We start from the raw sequence: 21283 nt of genomic DNA on the forward strand, positions 1-21283 counted from the left end.
CGAGTGCTTTTCTTGTTTCTCTGATTTTGAAATTTTAAAAACCTCCATTTAGTTTTATATATTATTTGCTCTTATTGTTCTAGTTCGTTGATATGGGTTAAGACTTGTTCGAGAATACTGAAAACATGAAGATCATCAAGACTGTAAACCATGCTTTTCCCTTCTCTCCTTGCCTTCACTAAACGCGAATCTTTCAATATTTTTAGTTGGTGTGAAATCGCGGACTGTTCCATATCCAATGCAAGCACAATGTTTCCAACACTGAGTTCTTTTTTCTGTAAAAGAAAGAGAATCGACAAGCGTGTAGGGTCACTAATCACTTTGAATAATTTGCTTATTGATTGAATCTTCTCTTTATTGATTGGCGAAGATGTTGATGTATGCATATGCTCTTATTCCTCTCATATGATTTTCCGTTCATATATATAATACCACATGAGTAAAACGATGCGAGTTTTTAGTTTATAGACTAAATTAAGACTTTTGTATTCATAATAGTAGTCCATTTGAACAAGAAGCATCTTGTCTTGACAAAGCTCATACAGTGAGTTAATATGATTTCGTAAACATATGAACGAAACTTCATATATAAATCATAATCATTCCGATTTACATATGAAAGGAGATGGATACTGGATAAGCCCAAAATATATGAATCCTTGCCTTACTTCGGCAAGCATGCGAGTTCAGAAGTTGCAAAACACAAAAAAGTCGGTGTATAGTTATACTATTTCTATCAGTCTAACTCAAGTTGAAAAATATTTTACGGCAGTTAAAGGATGTGTATTTTAATGGTTGATTGGTTTTTGAGTTTAAACCCAATCTGGCAAGCAACATTAGCGGGTGTATTTACTTGGCTAATGACCGTCCTAGGTTCGAGTTTAGTATTTTTATTTCATGAAGTGAATGATAAACTTCTTGCCATTATGAATGGTTTTGCTGCCGGGGTTATGTTTGCAGCAAGTTACTGGTCTTTGTTAGCGCCATCCATTGATTTTGCAGAGCAAAATGGTTATGGTATTTGGTCATTTGTGCCTGCTTTGGTTGGTTTTTTAGTAGGAGGCCTCTTTTTAAGAGTTGTGGATGGCGTGGTCCCTCATTTGCATAATAGAACAAGCGGTGTTGAGGAAACTGAGGGTGTTGCTTCATCTTTATCGTCTACAACCCTTTTGTTTCTAGCGGTAACCATTCATAATATACCAGAAGGGTTGGCAATTGGTGTGGCTTTTGGAGCTGCTGGACAAGGAGCTTCTGCTATTACAAGTGCATTGGTGCTTGCACTGGGTATTGGGCTGCAAAACTTTCCCGAAGGTGCTGCGCTTTCAATGCCTATTCGAGCAGAAGGCAGTACAAAGGGACATGCATTTAATATGGGGCAATCCAGTGCACTTTTTGAAATTATATCAGCAACTATTGGCGCTTGGCTGGTCACACAGATAACTGTTATCTTACCTTATGCATTAGCTTTTGCAGCAGGAGCCATGGTATTTGTCTGTGTTGAAGAATTGATTCCTAATTCTCAAACGAATGGACATAGCGAAGTAGCGACAATGGCATTTATGATTGGTTTTGCTATCATGATGACATTGGACGTTGCTCTTGGTTAAACAATAAACAAAGGACACAAAAAAGTCTACAAAAATCAAATAAATTATATAGAAAGGTGATAAAAATGGAAAATATCCAAGAACAACAATCACAGGAAAAAGAGAAACATAACCATAACCACGACCACGATCACGGAAAGATGCCTATTGTTTTATACTTTATTGGTTTGGCATTGGCAATTGTTTCGCTGTTCTTAAGTGACGAATATCAAACCGTAAAAAACATCATGTTCTCACTCGCCACAATTAGTGCGGGCTATCATGTCATTATTCTGGAAGGTCTTGGAGAGACAATTGAGAATACAAAAACAAATAAAAAGTTCACGCCTAATTCTCATATTTTAATGGGATTAGCAGCTATAGGAGCTTCAGCGATAGGGAATTTTTGGGAAGGAACGTTGTTGATTCTCATTTTTTCAGGCGCACATTTTCTGGAAGATTACGCTGAAGGAAGAAGTAAACGAGAAATAACGAAATTACTCGAAATGAATCCAACGACTGCTCGGTTAATTTTGCCTGATGGGAATACAAAAATTGTTGATGTCAGTGAATTAACAGTGGGAGACCAACTTCAGGTATTAAATGGTGACCAAGTACCCATTGATGGCGTCATTTTATCTGGCTCTACTTCCATTGATGAATCGTCTATTAATGGTGAAAGTATACCCAATGAAAAAACAAAAGGAGATACCGTTTTTGGGAGTACGATTAATGGGACAGGTACGTTTACAATGGAAGTCACCAAAGAAAACGAAGATACAGTCTTTTCAAAAATTTTACAATTAGTGAACCAGAACCAAGATAATCAAACAAAAGCTGCAAGTATTATCCAAAAATTTGAACCGAAATACGTTACAGTTGTTTTAATTGCTATTCCCCTGTTCGTGTTATTAGCTCCTGCTCTATTTGATTGGACATGGGCACAAAGTATTTATAGAGGATTAGTTCTTTTAGTTGCAGCTTCACCATGTGCTTTAGCAGCAGCTACCGTATCGGTAACCTTATCAACGACCTCTAATCTGGCCAAAAATGGAGTCCTTTCAAAAGGTAGTTCTTATCTGTCTCAATTAGCTGATACTCAAGCAATTGCGTTTGATAAGACCGGAACTTTGACCAAAGGAAAACCAGAAGTAACCAATTATCATTTTGCTGATTCCGTGAACGTAGAAAATATGATTGATATCGTAGTAGCTCTTGAAAAAGAATCCAATCACCCCTTAGCAGATGCCATTCTAAGAAAGTTTGAACAAAAAAATCAACTGACTATTGAAGTAGAAAATCAGATTGGTAAAGGGTTGACAGGAGATTACAACGGCAAAAATTATCGGATCGGAAAACCAACTTCGTTTAACGAGGTTGCAGATGAATATATTCGTTTAAATAATGAATGGGCATCAGAAGGTAAAACAGTCGTATATGTAGCAGAAGATGAGAATGTCATTGGACTTATAGCTCTCATGGACGTTCCAAGTGAACATGCAAAAGACACCATTAAATACTTTAAAGAACAAGGCATACACACCACTTTAATCACTGGCGACTCAGAAATGACAGGAAAAGCAGTTGCGGAACAATTAGAAATAGATGAAGTAATCGCGAATGTCATGCCAGAAGATAAATCTCGAATTATAGACGAGCAAAAAGAGAAATACGGCTTAACAGCAATGGTGGGTGATGGTGTAAATGATGCCCCAGCCCTTGTGAATGCAAATGTAGGGATTGCCATGGGAGACGGAACCGATGTAGCAGTAGAAGTGTCTGATTTGGTTTTGATGCAGAATGATTTATCCAAATTGGTCCAATCTCATAATATTTCAACCAAAATGAATCGTGTCATTTGGCAAAATATTATTTTTTCAATGGCAGTCGTCGCTTTTCTAATTGTGGTTAGCTTATTAGGATTAACAGATATAGCAATCAGTGTCATTATCCATGAAGGAAGTACATTGGTTGTAATCCTAAATGGGCTTCGTTTGTTAAAACCTAACTAATCCAATCAAAACTCAAAAAGGTTTAGGTATACTAATAAGTTTCTGAAGTTTATATGCCTCTAACGTGCTAAAAACGTTAGAGGCATATTTTTTATAAATTACTTTGTCTCAAAAACAATCGATTATGGGACGATTTTAAATAACAACTTTTATAGACTAGAAGAAGGGTTTTTTAGTGCCAAAACTTTGCTCTTTATCTACGTATCTTTACCCACCCTTTATGATACAATTGAGAAAATCAAAATAGAGAAGGAAGAGGATTATGAGTGGGTATATATATGGGTATGCAAGGGTAAGTACACGATCACAAGAATTGTCTCGTCAGTTGGATTTGCTCAATGAACATAACTGCAACGAAATACTGACCGAAAAGATGACGGGAACCAAAGCTAACCGTCCGCAATTAAATCGACTGAAAGATAAATTGCGTCCAGGTGATACAGTTGTCGTGGAAAGCTTCTCTCGTTTGGGTCGCAGTACAAAAGATTTAATTGAACTTGTAAATTACTTTGAAGAACATAATATAAAGTTGATCAGCTTAAAAGAGAATTTTGATACTGCCACTCCACATGGTCGGCTTATGATGACTGTATTTCAAGCATTTAGCCAATTTGAGCGAGATTTGATTGTTGAACGTACAAAAGAAGGTTTAAAAAGTGCTCGAGCTAGAGGGCGAAAAGGCGGGCGCCCTCCTGTGAACCAACGAGATATCGAACGAGCAATAAAATTGTACAAAAGTGAAGAATATAGTGTGAAAGAAATTGTTGAGATGACAGGAATCAGCAAGTCAACGCTTTATCGTTACTTAGATAAATAAAAATTGACGATTAATTTTATTTAATCGTAGGAAAGAGGTGTTCTCATAAACCAAGAACTTCCTCCATTAACTCTATATACGGGCGACTAAAATGACGAATGAAATCGATATGATCGGTGGTAAAATGGGTATGGTTAAAAGTATGTATAGAGTTCTTCAGTTAGGAGCAGAAGAAAAATACTCAACGAATGTGTATGAAGAAATTGATCTCATTATTATTGATGAAATAGATCGATTAAAAGTACAGCATTTAGAACATTTAAGAGATATTTATGACCAAAAAGATGTGGCTATGATCTTTATTGGAATGCCGGGTATAGAAAAGCGATTGGCTCGTTATCCTCAACTCTACTCGAGAATAGGTTTTGCCCATGAATTTGACAGATTGAGTAAAGACGAGATCCACCATATTCTGGAATACAAATGGGAAGAGTTAGGATTATCTGTCCAACTGGAAGATTTTGCTAATTATGAAGCTGTCACTAGTATTATTAAAATTACCAGTGGAAACTTTCGACTTATCCAAAGACTTTTCACCCAAATCGAAAGAATATTAGAAATCAATAACCTTGAAACTATCACGACAGAAGTAGTGGAAGCTGCACGAGATAGTTTAGTTATTGGAGTAAAATAAGTAACAAAAAGGACTATTTCATTTAGCGAAATAGTCTTTTTTTGTTCTATCAGTGCAACATAGCGCTTGAAGTTAGTGCGAAATAAAACCAAAATTTACACTTATAAATGTTGGTATATGTGCATTTGTTAAGCATTTTAGTTACAATAAATATGTTAGGACATATAAATAGGTCATATATATAAGGTGGTTTTATTGAATAAAGAAAAACATAAAATCGGTTATGCAAGAATAAGTGATAAAGATCAAAACTTTGCTCGGCAGATTGAAAGTTTAAATAAAGCAGGTTGCTACAAAATATATACAGATGATTTAAGTGGGAAAGATAGAAATAGACCAGCTTTAAAAGAAATGCTTAGTTTCATAAGAGAAGGCGATATAGTGGTTGTTTCTGAACTTGATAGATTAGGAAGAAATAATAAGGAGTTAACAAGGACACTTGATGAAATAAGAATAAAAGGTGCGACAATTGAAATATTAGATTTACCTTCTTTAAGAGGAGTTGAAGATGATAATTTAAGACAATTATTGCAGAATTTAATTATTGAGCTATATAAATATCAAGCAGAAAAAGAACGTGAAGCTATTTTAGAAAGACAAAGACAAGGGATTGAAATAGCTAAAAAACAAGGGAAGTATAAAGGTAAACCTTTCAAATATTCAAAAGACAATCCTAGATTAAAACATGCTTTTGAATTATTTAAGCAAGGGTTAAGTGATCGAGAAGTTGAAGAAAAAACTGGTATCAATGAACGTACTTTTAGAAGATATAGACAAAGAGCGGGTATTTATAGAAAAGATTATTAGAAACATAGTAGATCAATGACTTTTTCTTTTTAGAAAAGGAGTTAGAGTATGAATACAGTTATTTTAGTTGAAAAACCAAGTCAGGCTCAAAGTTATGCAGAAGCTTTAAAACAATCAAAAAAGAAAAATGGTTATTTTGAAGTGTCAGATGATGAATTACCAAGTGCGATAATTACATATGGTTATGGTCATTTAGTTAGTTTAGCAGAACCTGAAAAGTATAATAAAGATTGGAAAAAATGGAGTTTAGAGCAATTACCAATGTTTCCTGATCAATATAAATTTGAGGTCTCAAAAGGTGCTGCAAAACAATTTAACATTGTTAAAAAGCATTTAGATAATGCTGATACTATTATTATAGGTACAGATAGTGATAGAGAAGGAGAAAATATTGCACGATCAATAATTAATCTTTCGGGAAATGGTAAAAAAGATATTAAAAGATTATGGTTAAACTCACTTGAAACTGATGAAATTAGAAAAGGTTTGAAGAACTTAAAAGACGGTAAACAATTTTATTCTACTTATAAAGAAGCACAGACTAGACAGATTGCCGATTGGTTGGTTGGAATGAACTTATCACGTTTATATACGTTGTATATGCAGAATAACGGTCTGAATGGCGTTTTTAGTATCGGACGAGTGCAAACACCAACTTTATTTATGATTTATCAACGAAATCAAGAGATAGAGAATTTTGTATCAAAGCCATTTTATGAGCTTTATGGTACTTTTTATACTGAAAAAGGCGAGTATGAAGGTAAATATTCAGGGCGTTTTGATACAGAAGATGAATTAAATGATTTTTTAAGAGAAAACAACATTGATAGTATCAGTAAGCTTAATCGAGCAAAAGTAAAAAATGTTGATGTTAAAGAGAAAAGATAACAAGCACCTAGATTATTTAGCTTGTCTGATTTACAAGCAACAGCTAACAAAAGATTTAAGTACAGTGCTTCAAAAACATTATTAGTTGCTCAATCATTGTACGATAAAAAGGTATTATCTTATCCTCGAACAGATACTAATTATATTGGTAGCCCTGAATTTAACTATTTTCAAGTGGCTAACTTAAACTTGAAATTTAAGTATTTAAAGTTTTATTTAAATATATTTTTTATCTAACAAAAAGAGCGCATAATTCCGATTTTTTGTTAATTATCCGGATATATTTAACAAATTTCAGCATCCAAGGCACAAATTTGTAAATAAGAGGGATGAAAAACGCCCCCAGCCAGTGCTTTATCTTCAAAAAGAGTCGAATAAGTACAAATAAATACCCAAACCACACACCTCTCCACCAAAGTTTAGGCTTGACTAAAAAATAAACATAAGGTATCCTAAAAATAGATTATTATAAGGAGTTGTAACATGTTAAAGGTAGAGAATTTAAATGTCGTATACGACAAGCATATTCATGCGATTAAAGATGCGTCATTTGAATTGGAGACAGGTAATATATATGGGATTATCGGCTCGAATGGTGCGGGTAAGTCTTCGCTTATTAAAGGGATGTTAAATCTTGTGCCGAACACTGGTACGGTGACTTTTAATGGCGAATCGATGAAAAATCACGCGAAACGTATATCGTACGTGCCGCAGCGTGTCGATATTGATATGACGTTTCCAGTGACGGTTTTTGACTGCGTGCTTATGGGAACGTATCCGAACCTGGGCGTACTTAAAAGACCTGGTAAAAAAGAAAAAGAGCGCACGTTAGAAAGTTTGAAAAAAGTTGGTATGGAAGATTTTAAAGACCGACAAATTGGTGAACTGTCTGGCGGACAGTTCCAACGAGTCTTAATTGCACGTACACTTGCACAGCATAGCGATCTCGTCTTTTTAGATGAGCCGTTCGTTGGGATTGATGTACAGAGTGAAAAAGTGATCATCAAAGTCTTAAAAGAAATGGCTGAAGAAGGAATTACGATATTAATTGTGCACCATGATTTAAGTAAAGTGCACGATTATTTTGATGAACTTATTTTAGTCCACTTCGGTGTTAAAGATTACGGTTCAGTAGAAAAAGTATTCACTGAGAAGAATTTAAAAGAAGCATATGGTGACAATATTATCGTGAAAGCAGGTGAAGCATGATGGTTATGAATATTTTTCACGATATTTTTGCATACGAATTTTTTCAAAAAGCGCTCTTAACTGGGGCGGTTGTAGGGATTGTGTGTGGAGTAATAGGGAGTTTTATCGTCATGCGCGGGCTCGCTTTAATGGGTGACGCGATTTCACACGCAGTATTACCAGGAGTTGCGATTTCATTTATGCTTGGTATTAACTTTTTCGTTGGTGCGGTAATTGTTGGATTACTCGCAGCGATTGGTATCGGGTTTATTAATCAGAACAGTAATATTAAAAATGATTCGGCCATCGGGATCGTGTTCTCGACGTTCTTTGCGATAGGTGTGTTGTTAATTGCAAAAGCAAATACAGCGATGGATTTAACCGAAATACTATTTGGTAACGTTCTAACGGTACGCGACATAGATCGTACGTTAACGATGATTGTTGCAGCTGTCGTTATCCTCGTTGTTATCCTATTCTATAAAGAATTTTTAATTACGACGTTTGACCCGACGATGGCAGTAGCAAGCGGGATGCCAGTGAAAACTATTCACTACGGATTAATGGTACTACTCACACTTGTAACTGTTGTATCGTTACAGACAGTAGGAGTTATTTTAGTCGTGAGTTTACTCATTACGCCAGCGGCGACAGCATATCTACTCACAAAACGTATGTCTCTAATGATCGTAATTGCAGCAAGTCTCGGCGGAATTTCTGCCATCATCGGACTGATGTTTAGCTTTAAGCTAAATCTATCGAGTGGTCCGACGATTGTACTTGTAGCTACAGCATTTTTTTTAATTGCATTTATTTTTGCACCTAAGAAGGGAGTTCTATGGAAATGGATTTAATTAAAAGGATTTCTGGCGTTTTAATTGCGCTACTTATTTTAACGGGTTGTTCATCTGACAGTGCAGATGAAGAGCAAAATGACAAACTAAAAATCACATCGACGTTTTCTATTATGACGGATATCGTTGAAGCGATTGGTGGAGATCATGTGGAAGTTCATAACTTAGTGCCACTAGGAACAGACCCACATGAATACGATCCAAAGCCAGAAGACATTCAGTTTTTAACAAAAAGTGATGCATTATTCTATAACGGCTTAAACTTAGAAGGAGAAAACGGTGGATGGCTAGATAAGTTCATTTCGTCAATTAATTATGACGAAAATAAAGTGTTCCGTGCGACTGAAGAAGTCGAACCAATGTATCTCGCATCAGGCACAAAAGATGAAGAAATCAACCCACACTCGTTTATCGATCCAAATGTCGGCATTAAAATGGCTGAAGCGGTCGAACAAGCATTAATTGAAATTGATGCAGATAATAGCGACTACTACAAAAAGCGTGCAGAAGAATATATCTCTGAGTTAAAAGACATTGAAGCGGAATATCGCGAAACGTTTGAAAATATTCCAGATGAAAAACGCATTTTAGTCGCAAGTGAGTTTGCATTTCAATATTTAACAGAACAATATGATATTCAAGAAGGTTATATTTGGGCAATTGACACAGAAGATAACGGGTCACCACAACAAATTAAAGACACGACAGAGTTTGTAAAACAACATAATCCGCCGGTCTTATTTGTAGAATCAAACGTCGATAGACGTCCGATGGAAGCTGTGTCTAAAGAGTCAGGAGTACCAATTTACGAAAAGCCACTGTACAGTGACGAAATTGGTAACCGAGACAGTGAAGCAAGTACGTATATCGAATATTTAAGATATAACTTAAAAGTACTTTCTGACGGTATGAACAGATAATATCTTTTAGTGTGCCATAACTAAAATATTATATATATACGGATTAGAACTCTCTAATCCGTTTTTTTTTATGATGAGAGGATAGTTTTCTCTTTAGATAATATGAAAAAATTAGTATCATAATAAGTAATTTACTAATAGGTAGAGGGCGGATGATATGCATATTGAAACAGCACCAGCAAAGATTAATTTAACGCTTGATGTACTTCATAAAAGAGATGATGGCTATCATGAAGTTGAAATGGTGATGACGACAATTGATTTAAACGACTATTTAACGTTCAAAAAACGCGAAGATAACCGTATCGTGCTGTCCTCAAATCACGGGTTTTTACCACTCGATAAGAAAAATCTCGTCTACCAAGCTGCACTTATTATGCAAGAGTACGGTGCTAAAGGCGTGGATATTCATATCGACAAATCGATTCCAGTAGCTGCGGGACTTGGTGGAGGTAGTGCAGATGCCGCTGCAACCTTTAGAGGAATAAATACACTATACGATTTAAATATCGATATTGACGAACTTGCTAGACGCAGTGCAGAAATCGGGTCAGACATTCCGTTTTGTGTATATGGAGGCACGAGACTCGCAACAGGGCGTGGAGAAATTACGACACCATTAAAACGCGCAGGACATGCGTGGATTGTGCTTGCCAAACCGAATATTAGCGTGTCAACAAAACGTATATATGGCGCGTTAAAAGGCGAAAAATCAAACCGAGGGACAAAACGCATGGTCGAAGCGTTAAATAACGGAAGTTATTATGACGTGATTGACGCGTTGTCTAATGACCTTGAACCAATTACTCGAACGCGTTATAAAAAAGTCGATAATTTACTCGAGTGCTTCAGAAGAAGTAAAGCAGACGGGGTACTCATGAGCGGAAGCGGACCAACGGTTTATGGTATTTGCAAAAAAGAACATCAAGCGACACAGTTATATAACGCAATTAAAGGTATTTGTGACGAAGTATATAAAGTACGACTTATCGGCTAATTCAACATAAGTGAGGAGAAGCAAATGAAGTTTAAACGGAGTGAGCGCATCGTTTTTATCACGGAGTATTTATCGAGACGACCAAACGAACGTATCCCGTTATCTGTATTTGTTAACAAATTTTCACAAGCAAAATCATCGATCAGTGAAGACCTTCGAATTATAAAAGCAGTGTTCGAAGAGGAATCTATCGGTAGAATCGAGACGACGCACGGCGCACAAGGTGGGGTGACTTTTATCCCACATATTAGTTATGAGAAAGCCACGAAAATCGTCGACCAATTTAAACAAGAGATTTCTGAAACAAAACGTATCTTACCTGGTGGATATTTATACTTATCTGATATTGTCGGCAATTCATCTCTCATGGCGCAATTCGGAGACCTTATTGCTACGATGTATGACGATAAAAAAATCGATGCGATTGTTACAATCGCAACAAAAGGGATTCCGATGGCGCATGCAGTTGCGAGTAAATTAAATGTGCCCGTCGCAGTCATTCGTAAAGACAATAAAATTACGGAAGGATCGACGGTATCTGTCAATTACGTTTCAGGGTCAACGCGTAAAATAGAAACGATGATTTTAGCAAAGCGTACGCTAGAAGAAGGTAGCCGTGTACTCGTTATCGATGACTTTTTACGTGCAGGCGGTTCGATTAATGGTGTCATTACGTTGATGGAAGAATTTAAAGCGACAGTCGTCGGTGTCAGTGTACTCGTCGAGTCAAAAGATACACCTGGAAACCGTAGATATAAAGACTATACGTCAATTGTTAAAGTATCAAAAATCGATGAATATAATGAAACATTTGTCGTCGAAGAAGGAAATTGTTTAGAATATTTTAGAAAAAGATAATAATAAACTATAGGAAGGAATGTGTTTATTTATGAATACTGAAATGATTAATACGAAAAACGTACCAAAAGCAATCGGGCCTTATTGTCACGCAATGAAAGCTGGAGATTTACTTTTCACTTCTGGTCAAATTCCATTAAATTTAAACGGTGAAATTGTGTCTGATGACGCGAGAGAACAAACGACACAAGTATTAGAAAATCTCGGCGCGATACTTAAAGAAGTTGGACTTGGATATGAGAACGTCGTGAAAACTTTAATCTTTATTTCAGATATGAATGACTTCGATGTCGTAAACGAAGTTTACGGACAATACTTTACGGGTAAACTACCAGCGAGATCATGTGTTGAAGTGAGCCGTTTACCAAAAGATGTAAAAGTAGAAATCGAACTTGTGGCTTCTTTTAAATAATATAAACACATGTCCGTATTATTGACTACAGGAGGATTCACACAATATGAAAATTACTGATGTAAGATTACGTAAAGTGAATAATCAAGATACGAGAATGAAAGCATTAGCGTCAATTACGTTTGATGACGCGTTTGTTGTGCATGATTTAAGAGTTATTGAAGGTAACAATGGATTATTTGTTGCAATGCCAAGTAAACGTACAGCAGATGGAGAGTTCAGAGATATCGCTCACCCAATCAACTCAGAAATGAGACAGCACGTACAAGAAGAAGTGATGCGCGTCTACGATGAAACTGAAGAAGAAACTGAAGCGGTTGAATCAGACGAAGAATAATCGTATGGAAAGCTAGGGCATATACGCTGTCCTAGCTTTTTATCTTTTTAAATTTCTTAGGAAATACTGTAAAATAATGGTAGAAGAAACGATTTGGAGGCATATTGTATTATGCATAAGCAAGCAGTGATTTTAACAGATGTCGATACATCTCAGATGAAATCAAACACACATACCGCATTACATACGTTATGTGGGACAACGATATTACAGCATATCATTAACCAGTTAAAACTTTCGGGTGTAAATGATATTTATTTAACTACAAAAGAAGGATTAAATGAGTCATTTGACTCATACAAAGTTCTGACGGATACAAGTCAGCTAGAGGACAAGGACACAGTATTTGTCGACAGCCGTTCACCACTCATTTTTGACGAAATGTATAAAAGTTTATACGAAGAAGACATCGATAACATTTACGTCGTCGACGGACAGTTGTTACTCGTCGAAAAAGGCAAGTTAAACACTTTAAAATTAGATACGATTGATAATATGGCGAAAGCAATCGGTGCTGTTGAAGCGGACTTTGGTATATTTACAGTAGAAACGAGAAAAGAGCTCGCAAATGCCCGTTATTTATATCAAACCGTTATATTAGACCGATTAATGGATCATGGAGTTACGATTATTAATCCTGAAAATACGTACATCGATAGTACGGTAGAAATCGGTAGAGATACTGTGATTTACCCTGGAGCAGTTATCGAAGGTGAAACGGTCATCGGTGAAAATTGTGTCATTCGAGGCGATAGTGAAATCACGAACGCAAGAATCGGTAACGACGTTGTAATTAGACACTCTGTCATTACAGATTCAGAAATTGGTGACGGTACGTCAGTTGGACCATTTGCACAAGTTCGACCAGGAACAAAAATCGGAAAGTCTGTAAAAATTGGAAACTTTGTAGAAACTAAAAAATCTTTCCTTGATGATGGTGCAAAAGTGTCGCATTTAAGTTATATTGGAGATGCAGAGGTCGGAAAACGAACGAACATTGGTTGTGGAACAATTACAGTGAATTACGATGGTGTAAATAAGCACAAAACGATCATTGGAGACGATGCATTTGTCGGGTGTAACTCGAATATGATGGCACCAATTATGATTGGAGACCGCTCGGTTATCGCTGCGGGAAGTACTGTAGTAGACGATGTACCATCAGATAGTTTAGCAATCGCACGTGAACGTCAAACGACTAAAGAAAATTATTATAAAAAATAACCGCTGGAGGATATTATGGGAAATCAGCAAAACATTAAAGATGACATGAAAGTATTTACTTTATCTGCAAACGAACCACTTGCTCAAGAAATCGCAGACCATCTAGGTGTAGAGTTAGGGAAGTGTAAAGTGAATCGCTTCTCAGACCAAGAAGTGCAAGTAGACGTGTTAGAAAGTGTACGTGGTAAAGATATCTTTGTCGTACAACCAACGTCAGAGCCAGTAAACGCACACTTAATGGAGTTATTAATTATGATAGATGCGTTAAGACGTGCATCAGCACGCCGCATCAACTTAGTTATTCCGTACTATGGTTACGCGCGTCAAGATAGAAAATCTCGTCCACGTGAACCAATTACAGCGAAACTCGTTGCGAACTTACTTGAAACAGCAGGTGCAGACCGCGTTGTGTCTATCGACTTACACGCTGCACAAATTCAAGGGTTCTTCGATATTCCAATCGACCACTTAACGAGTGTTCCATTAATCACGAAATACTTTGAAGATGAAAAACACGACTTAAACTATGAAGAAGAAGTGGTTATCGTATCACCGGACCACGGTGGGGTGACACGTGCACGCCGTATGGCTGAAAGACTCGGTTCACCAATTGCGATCATCGATAAACGTCGTCCACGTGCGAACGTTGCAGAAGTAATGAGTATCGTCGGTGACATTAAAGGTAAAACAGCAATCGTTATCGATGACATTATCGACACAGGTGGTACGATTAAACTTGCAGCAGATAAGTTAATCGAAGAGGGTGCGACTGAAGTGTACGTATGTTGTTCACACCCAGTATTATCTGGTAAAGCAATCGAAAACTTACAAGAGTCACAAATTAAAGAGGTAATCGTAACAAACTCAATTAAATTACCTGAAGAAAAACAAATCGATAAAATTAAGCAACTTTCAGTTGGAGAGTTACTTGCTGAAGCAATTACTCGTATTCACGAAGAGCGTTCAGTCAGTCGCTTATTTGACTAAAGTTAAATATTGTTAAAATACTTTTACAATATATCCTATTATATGGTATTATTACGTATGGCTATTTGTTAAAGTGGTAAAATGACTGCTAGTTTATGAAAGGTGGAAAATATAATGGCAAAACTAGTTGCGAATTCAAGAGAGAGTTTAACAAAAGGTGAACTCAATGAATTACGTGCAGCTGGCAAAGTACCTGCGGTACTTTACGGTTATAATGTAGAAAACACATCAGTTACTGTCGACGAAGTAGAATTTATTAAATTAATTCGTAAAATCGGACGTAACGGTGTAATCGATCTTGAACTTGACGGTAAAACAGTTCAAGCAATGGTGAACGAATATCAATTCGAATCATTAAAAAATAGAGTGGACCACATCGACTTCATCGCAATCAACATGGATGAAGAAAGAACAGTAGAAGTAAGTGTTGTTACTGTTGGTGAAGCTGCTGGTGAAAAAGAAGGCGGAGTTGTTGAACAACCAAACTTCGTTGTTGAAGTTACAGCTCGTCCAGCGGACATCCCTGAAGAGCTTGAAGTAAATGTTGAAGCACTTGAAATTGGTGATTCAATTACTGTCGGAGATATCCGTGATAAGTTCTCATTCACGATTGAAAACGAAGATGACACTACTCTTGCAATGGTATCTGTACCACAAGAAGAAGTTGAAGAAGACGCAGAAGATTCAGAAGAAGCTACTGAAGAAGCACCTGCAGAAGGATCATCTGAAGACGAAGAGTAATATAATTATTGCTAGGGCGGTGGGGAACCATCGCCTTTTTTAATATGGAGGAAAGATTATGAAGTGCTTTGTTGGACTTGGGAACCCAGGACCTAAATATGACAATACACGTCATAACGTTGGATTTATGGCGATTGATAAATTAAGTGATAGTTTAAATATCGATTTAGATGAAAATAAGTTTAAATGTGAATTTGGTACAGGTTTAGTGAACGGCGAAAAGGTAATGCTCGTTAAACCTCAAACATTTATGAACTTATCTGGGGAAGGCGTTCGCCCGTTAATCGATTATTTTAATATCGAACTCGACGACGTTTATATATTATATGACGATATGGATCTTGGACTCGGGAAGCTGAGACTGCGTCAAAAAGGTAGTGCAGGCGGGCATAACGGGATTCGTTCGTTAAACCAACACTTCAAAACTGAAAAATATAAGCGTATTCGTATTGGAATTGGTCGTCCAGATGGTCCAATGCCAATCGTGAACTGGGTGTTATCAAAATTCACAAAAGAAGACATGGTCACACTCGAAAAAGTGTTAGACGTCACGACAGATGCGTGTGAAATGGCAATCAATCACGACTTTATAGATGTTATGAACCGTTATAACGGTGATATCAATGCATAACCGAGTTAAAGAGAGAATCAGACAAGACTCTCGCGTGAGAGAGGTTTTAGACTATACGCCCAATCAGTCACTACTCGTTACGGGTATAACAGATGAGTTTAAAGGGCCGTTATTTCACGAGGTCGTCGAAGCGAACGATTCACCCGTCGTGTTATTTGTTGAAAACAATCATAAAATGGAGAAACTACAAAGCCAACTAATGGCGTATACAGAAGACGTGTATACATTTCCTGTTGGCGACATTATGATTGAAACGATGGCAGACCAAAGCCCAGAATTTAAAAAAGAGCGCATGCGAACGTTATATGCCCTTCTTGAAAGAGAGAAAGGGTTATTTATCGTGCCGACAGAAGGACTTATGAAGCCGTTAATGGTGCCTGAAAAACTATCGACATACAAAAAGAAATTAGAGCTCGGTAGTGATATCGATTATGGTGCGTTTATTCGTTACTTATCTGACGTTGGATACGTGAGACGTGAAGAGGTCCAAAACTTCGGTGAATTCGCAGTACGTGGAGATATTTTTGACGTGTATATGTCGAGTGGGCTCGTACGTATCGAATTATTCGACACAGAGGTCGACTCAATACGCGCCATTGACGAAGAAACAAAGCGTTCTACACATAATCTAGAATCTGTCACGCTCGAACCATTTTCAGAATATGTGTTAGAAGAAGATGAACGCGACGCGCTGATTGAGCATATTACAAAGCTGTACGATAAAACGAAAGAAACGATCGACAAAGGTGCACATGAATCACTCGATACGTACTTCGAGAAGTTGACTAATAAAGACTATACGATGAGTCATTTAAGCCAATTTAGTCATTTACTTTATGACGATGAAGTATCGATTTTAGACTATATTAGTGAAGATGCGATTATATTAATCGATGAAGTCAAAACGATAGAAGCAAGTTTTGAACGTGAAGTCCGTGCGATGCATAATTATTACGAAAGCCTTCAAGAAGCAGGTAAGATGCTCAGTGAAGGTGGAAATTATTTAGAGCATCAACTCGAGCGTCTGTATAAAAGAGATGCGATTTATTTTACACTATTTTTAAGTGCGCTACCTGTGAACGTACAAGACATCGTTAAAATCTCTGTGAAACCGACTGAAATTTATTACGGACAATACGATATACTCGCATCCAACATTAATCAGATGGTACGTGATGGCTTTTTAGTAAACATCGTTTTACGTGACGAAGAAGAACTAAAAAAGACGCGCCAGTTACTCGAAGATTTAAATATCGATAGTTTCATAAAAGAACTTCCTGAAGATGTAGAAAATGGTGTTGTACTATCCATTGGAGAATTCGATGCAGGTTTTATACTGCCATTTATGCATGCTGCAGTTTTAACGAGTAAAGAGCTCTATAACCGTACGTCAAAAAAGAAGCGTCGTACGAAAAAGCTATCTAATGCTGAAAAAATTAAATCTTATCAAGAATTAAACGTCGGAGATTATATCGTACACGTACATCACGGTGTTGGGCGTTATCTCGGTATAGAAACGTTAGAAGTTGGCGGTCTACACAATGACTATATGAAACTTCAATATAAAGGGACGGACCAGTTATTTATCCCTGTCGATCAAATGGACCTCGTACAAAAATACGTCTCTAGTGACGACGGTGCACCAAAAATGCATAAGCTCGGAGGTACAGAGTGGAAGAAAACAAAAGCGAAAGTTGAAAGTAGCGTAAATGAACTTGCTGACGAATTACTTAAGTTGTACCAAGAACGTGCAGCGACTGAAGGGTTTAAATTTAGTCCAGATAATGACATGGTTCAGTCATTTGAAGAACGTTTCCCTTATGAAGAGACGCCAGACCAACTTGCATCTATTCACGAAATTAAACAAGATATGGAAAGAGTGCAGCCAATGGACCGACTGCTATGTGGTGACGTTGGTTATGGTAAAACAGAGGTCGCAATTCGTGCAGCATTTAAAGCAGTTCAAGACGGCAAACAAGTCGCGGTACTCGTACCGACGACGATTTTAGCCGCACAGCACTATGAAACGTTCATTGAACGTATTGAAGATTTCCCAGTCAACGTGGAGATGATGTCGCGTTTTAGAACGCCTAAAGAAATGCGTGAAGTTAAAAAAGGTCTAAAAGAAGGAACGGTCGATATCGTTATCGGTACGCATACGATTCTCGGTAAAACGGTAGAGTTTAAAGACCTTGGACTTCTCATTGTCGACGAAGAGCAGCGCTTTGGTGTAAAACATAAGGAGCGCATTAAGCAGCTAAAAACAAACGTCGACGTATTAACTTTAACGGCTACACCGATTCCAAGAACGCTACACATGAGTTTAATGGGTGTTAGAGACTTATCAGTGATCGAGACGCCTCCACAAAACCGTTTCCCAGTTCAAACGTACGTCTTAGAATATAACGGGAACTTCGTCAAAGAAGCAATTAACCGTGAACTCGCAAGAGGCGGACAAGTGTTTTATCTTCATAATCGTACGGATACGATTTACGAAAAAGCAATTCACATTGAAACGCTAGTCCCTGATGCGAGTGTTGGAGTGATGCACGCGAGAATGACTGAGTTAGAAATCGAAGAGACGATGCAAGCATTCGTAAATAACGAGTACGACATACTCGTAACGACGACGATTATCGAAACGGGTGTCGACGTGCCGAACGCAAATACTCTTATTATTGAAGACTCGGATCGCTTTGGATTGTCGCAACTGTATCAAATTAGAGGTCGCGTTGGTCGTAGTAACCGAATTAGTTACGCGTATCTTTTCTATCAACCAAACAAAGTGTTAACAGAAGTTGCTGAAAAGCGACTTGCGGCAATTAAAGAATACACTGAACTCGGAAGCGGGTTTAAAATTGCGATGCGCGACTTAAATATACGTGGTGCCGGGAACTTACTCGGTAAACACCAATCTGGATTCATCGATTCAGTTGGATACGAGTTATATTCAGATATGTTAGAGACTGCTGTGCTAGAAAAGCGTGGTTTATCTGTTGAGGAAAAGGAACCTGCAAACATACCAGTCGAAATCGAACTCGATGCATATTTACCAGCATCTTATATTTCACATGAGCAATCGAAAATTGACCTATATAAACGTTTAAGAGCAGTGGGTAGTATTGAAGCGTTACGAGATATTGAAGATGAAATGATCGACCGATTTGGAGAATACCCAGTAGAAGTCGAGAATTTAATCGACCTCGTACGTGTGAAGATTTATGCACTAATACTCGGTGGGTATAGAGTATATGAAGATAAACAATACTTCTATTTAAACTTAACGAAGGACGCAACAGCACAAATTGACGGAGAACGGTTGTTTATCGACACGAATGATTATAAAAAAGAACTTCGTATTCGAGTACAAAATAACGAAATTCAGTTCCAAGTGAAATCGAAAGATATTAAGCTATTTATCGATATTTTAAAACGCTCGCTGAATAGTAAAAAGGAGGAATCGGTATGATATCAATCGTCGGACTTGGAAGTAGTGACGTCGATCATATGACAGTTGGTGTGTATAACAGATTAAAAACAAGCGACTTTGTTTACTTACGTACAAACGATCATCCTGCTGTCGAACTACTGCATACTGAAAATATTTCGTATGAACCATTTGACAATTATTACGTTGAAAGTGGAACATTCGAAGAGACGTACGAAAAAATCGTAGACACATTACTATCAAAAGGAAAAGATAGAGACATCATATACGCAGTACCGGGATCACCGTTATTATATGAAACGACGACGGAATTACTGTTAAATAACGATGCAGGTGTGGAAGTAGATGTTATTGGGGGACAGAGTTTTATCGACGTGTGTATTGAAGCGGTAAATATTCCTGTAAACGAAGGGTTTCAAATTTTAGACGGCTCGACATTAACTGAACGCGATTTAAATCACCGTCAACATACACTAATTACACAAGTGTACGATCAGTTTTCAGTGTCGGATGTGAAACTTACGCTGCTCGACTATTACGAACCAGAGACGCCAGTCACTTTAATTGTCGCAGCTGGTAGCCGTGAAGAAAAACTAATTACAAAACCACTTGAAGAAATCGATTATGACGTACCGAATTCGAATTTAATGACGATGTTTATCGAAAAAATCGACAGTGAAACGTTAGATAACCGTTCGATTTACCATATGCGTGAAATCTACCAAGTGCTCGTTGGTGAAAACGGATGTCCTTGGGACAAGGTTCAAACACATCAATCACTCGAACGATTTTTACTCGAAGAGTCGTATGAAGTAATCGAAGCCATTGAAAAAGAAGACGATAATCTTCTCGTCGAAGAACTTGGAGATATTTTACTTCAAGTCGGTTTACACGCAGCGATTGCTGAACGAGATGGATATTTTAATTTCCACGATATATTAGAAAGTCTAAACCGTAAAATCGTTCATAGACATCCGCACGTTTTTGGAGACGTTGAAGTAAACAACCAAAGTGAGTTAACAGAAGTGTGGAATGCTCAAAAGAAAAAAGAAGGTAAAACAGAACGTATTAAATACGAAAAAGAATACGCAACGACAGTACTTGAATGGATGAAAGAAACGATTCACTCAGGGAAATCGTTAGGCGAAATATTGGAGGAACAATATGAGACTCGATAAGTTTTTAAAAGTGTCACGTATTATTAAACGTCGTCCACTTGCGAAGACGATGAGCGACGACGGACGTATCGAAGTAAACGGTAAAGTCGCAAAAGCTGGCACGACTGTTAGCGTCGGTGACGAACTTAAAATTCGTTTCGGGAACCGTATCGTCACGTACGAAATCCTCGATCTAAAAGAGCATGCTAAAAAAGAAGAAGCCGAATTAATGGCAAAAATGCTACACGATGAAAAAATAGAAGACGATAAAGACGAATCTGGATGGTAACTGTATAAAAAATCGTGTAAACTTGTATAAAAGGATGTGAATGCAAATGACGAACAAAATTATTAAAATGCTCAATAAATATACAATCGATTTAGACTCTAAAAAAGAGTCGCTTAAAGGTGAGCGTAAAGTGAGACGCCGTCGTATGATTATTGTGTCGATGCTCGCGTTTGTCTTTATATTTGCATTCATATCTGGCGGCATCAAACAAAAAGTAGAGAATCGCGCGTTAAAAGACGAAGTACGTGAAACAGAACTCGTGTTAGAAGAAAAACAAGAGAAGCGTGCAGAACTTGAACAAGAGATTATTCAACTAAATGATGAAAATTATATTCGTCGTATTGCCCGTGGAGATTTCTTTATGTCTGGTAGCGGAGAACTGATTTTCTCGTTACCAGAATCTAAAAAAGAATCGACTCAAACAGAAACACAAACAAATGAAAACGAAGATTCAGAGTCAAAAGAGTAATAAAAGTGATTATTGTCGCATTTAATG

At 37.3% G+C, this 21283-nt stretch carries 20 protein-coding genes and 2 pseudogenes; 21 read left to right on the forward strand and 1 reads right to left on the reverse strand.

The features are described from left to right. Positions 1–71: 71 nt before the first annotated feature. On the reverse strand, positions 72–386 hold the full coding sequence (locus HMPREF3029_RS08410; protein WP_068130419.1) for an ArsR/SmtB family transcription factor: 315 nt from the start codon (positions 384–386) through the stop codon (positions 72–74). 405 nt (positions 387–791) lie between these two features. Here HMPREF3029_RS08410 and HMPREF3029_RS08415 point away from each other — a divergent pair, with 405 nt between their 5' ends. The 21 genes and pseudogenes from HMPREF3029_RS08415 to HMPREF3029_RS08515 all read left to right on the forward strand — a co-directional run bounded on the left by HMPREF3029_RS08415 (position 792) and on the right by HMPREF3029_RS08515 (position 21256). Further along, positions 792–1607: a ZIP family metal transporter gene (locus tag HMPREF3029_RS08415; RefSeq protein ID WP_070710407.1), complete on the forward strand. Its 816-nt coding sequence runs from the start codon at positions 792–794 to the stop codon at positions 1605–1607. Between the two features lie 65 nt (positions 1608–1672). Continuing rightward, complete coding sequence (locus tag HMPREF3029_RS08420; RefSeq protein ID WP_070623065.1) at positions 1673–3598, forward strand: heavy metal translocating P-type ATPase; 1926 nt, start codon at positions 1673–1675, stop codon at positions 3596–3598. 262 nt (positions 3599–3860) lie between these two features. Beyond that, entirely contained in the window at positions 3861–4415 is a 555-nt protein-coding gene (locus tag HMPREF3029_RS08425; RefSeq protein ID WP_070623068.1) for a recombinase family protein, read from the forward strand. Between the two features lie 187 nt (positions 4416–4602). Further along, positions 4603–5049: pseudogene (locus HMPREF3029_RS08430) on the forward strand (AAA family ATPase); the annotation flags it as partial. A 195-nt stretch (positions 5050–5244) separates the two neighbouring features. Continuing rightward, complete coding sequence (locus tag HMPREF3029_RS08435) at positions 5245–5856, forward strand: recombinase family protein (RefSeq protein WP_068130408.1); 612 nt, start codon at positions 5245–5247, stop codon at positions 5854–5856. Positions 5857–5904: 48 nt separating this feature from the next. Beyond that, positions 5905–6981, forward strand: a pseudogene (locus HMPREF3029_RS09580) (DNA topoisomerase). Between the two features lie 246 nt (positions 6982–7227). Continuing rightward, a complete protein-coding gene (locus HMPREF3029_RS08445; protein WP_040928178.1) occupies positions 7228–7953 on the forward strand; it encodes a metal ABC transporter ATP-binding protein in 726 nt (241 codons plus the stop codon). Continuing rightward, positions 7950–8786, forward strand: a complete 837-nt coding sequence (locus tag HMPREF3029_RS08450) for a metal ABC transporter permease (protein WP_070623077.1) — start codon at positions 7950–7952, stop codon at positions 8784–8786. The genes HMPREF3029_RS08445 and HMPREF3029_RS08450 overlap by 4 nt, the downstream gene beginning before the upstream one ends. Further along, positions 8771–9706, forward strand: coding sequence for a metal ABC transporter substrate-binding protein (locus HMPREF3029_RS08455; RefSeq protein ID WP_246830718.1), 936 nt, complete (start codon positions 8771–8773; stop codon positions 9704–9706). Before HMPREF3029_RS08450 ends, HMPREF3029_RS08455 begins: the two co-directional genes overlap by 16 nt. A gap of 157 nt (positions 9707–9863) precedes the next feature. Then, positions 9864–10703, forward strand: coding sequence for a 4-(cytidine 5'-diphospho)-2-C-methyl-D-erythritol kinase (gene ispE, locus HMPREF3029_RS08460; RefSeq protein WP_070458327.1), 840 nt, complete (start codon positions 9864–9866; stop codon positions 10701–10703). 24 nt (positions 10704–10727) lie between these two features. Further along, positions 10728–11561, forward strand: coding sequence for a pur operon repressor (gene purR, locus HMPREF3029_RS08465; RefSeq protein ID WP_068128644.1), 834 nt, complete (start codon positions 10728–10730; stop codon positions 11559–11561). 31 nt (positions 11562–11592) lie between these two features. Next, positions 11593–11973, forward strand: coding sequence for a RidA family protein (locus HMPREF3029_RS08470; protein ID WP_070623080.1), 381 nt, complete (start codon positions 11593–11595; stop codon positions 11971–11973). A 46-nt stretch (positions 11974–12019) separates the two neighbouring features. Then, entirely contained in the window at positions 12020–12310 is a 291-nt protein-coding gene (spoVG, locus tag HMPREF3029_RS08475) for a septation regulator SpoVG (protein ID WP_070623083.1), read from the forward strand. 111 nt (positions 12311–12421) lie between these two features. Beyond that, complete coding sequence (locus tag HMPREF3029_RS08480; RefSeq protein ID WP_070623086.1) at positions 12422–13534, forward strand: DapH/DapD/GlmU-related protein; 1113 nt, start codon at positions 12422–12424, stop codon at positions 13532–13534. A 15-nt stretch (positions 13535–13549) separates the two neighbouring features. Then, positions 13550–14521, forward strand: coding sequence for a ribose-phosphate diphosphokinase (locus HMPREF3029_RS08485; RefSeq protein ID WP_068128640.1), 972 nt, complete (start codon positions 13550–13552; stop codon positions 14519–14521). A gap of 114 nt (positions 14522–14635) precedes the next feature. Further along, the gene (locus HMPREF3029_RS08490) at positions 14636–15262 is read left to right on the forward strand and encodes a 50S ribosomal protein L25/general stress protein Ctc (RefSeq protein WP_070710408.1); all 627 of its coding nucleotides are present in this window, start codon (positions 14636–14638) and stop codon (positions 15260–15262) included. A 58-nt stretch (positions 15263–15320) separates the two neighbouring features. Further along, positions 15321–15893, forward strand: coding sequence for an aminoacyl-tRNA hydrolase (pth, locus tag HMPREF3029_RS08495; RefSeq protein ID WP_068128637.1), 573 nt, complete (start codon positions 15321–15323; stop codon positions 15891–15893). Further along, a complete protein-coding gene (gene mfd / locus HMPREF3029_RS08500) occupies positions 15886–19362 on the forward strand; it encodes a transcription-repair coupling factor (RefSeq protein WP_070710409.1) in 3477 nt (1158 codons plus the stop codon). Before pth ends, mfd begins: the two co-directional genes overlap by 8 nt. Continuing rightward, on the forward strand, positions 19359–20519 hold the full coding sequence (locus HMPREF3029_RS08505; protein WP_070710410.1) for a MazG nucleotide pyrophosphohydrolase domain-containing protein: 1161 nt from the start codon (positions 19359–19361) through the stop codon (positions 20517–20519). The genes mfd and HMPREF3029_RS08505 overlap by 4 nt, the downstream gene beginning before the upstream one ends. Further along, positions 20506–20787 carry an RNA-binding S4 domain-containing protein gene (locus HMPREF3029_RS08510; RefSeq protein WP_040928190.1) on the forward strand — a complete coding sequence of 94 codons (282 nt, stop codon included), beginning with the start codon at positions 20506–20508 and terminating at the stop codon, positions 20785–20787. Before HMPREF3029_RS08505 ends, HMPREF3029_RS08510 begins: the two co-directional genes overlap by 14 nt. Before the next feature lie 46 nt (positions 20788–20833). After that, positions 20834–21256 carry an FtsB family cell division protein gene (locus HMPREF3029_RS08515; protein WP_068128629.1) on the forward strand — a complete coding sequence of 141 codons (423 nt, stop codon included), beginning with the start codon at positions 20834–20836 and terminating at the stop codon, positions 21254–21256. The last annotated feature ends 27 nt before the right edge of the window (positions 21257–21283 follow it).

Origin of the sequence: Nosocomiicoccus sp. HMSC059G07, assembly GCF_001815515.1 — a bacterium.
GTDB classification, from domain to species: domain Bacteria; phylum Bacillota; class Bacilli; order Staphylococcales; family Salinicoccaceae; genus Nosocomiicoccus; species Nosocomiicoccus ampullae_A.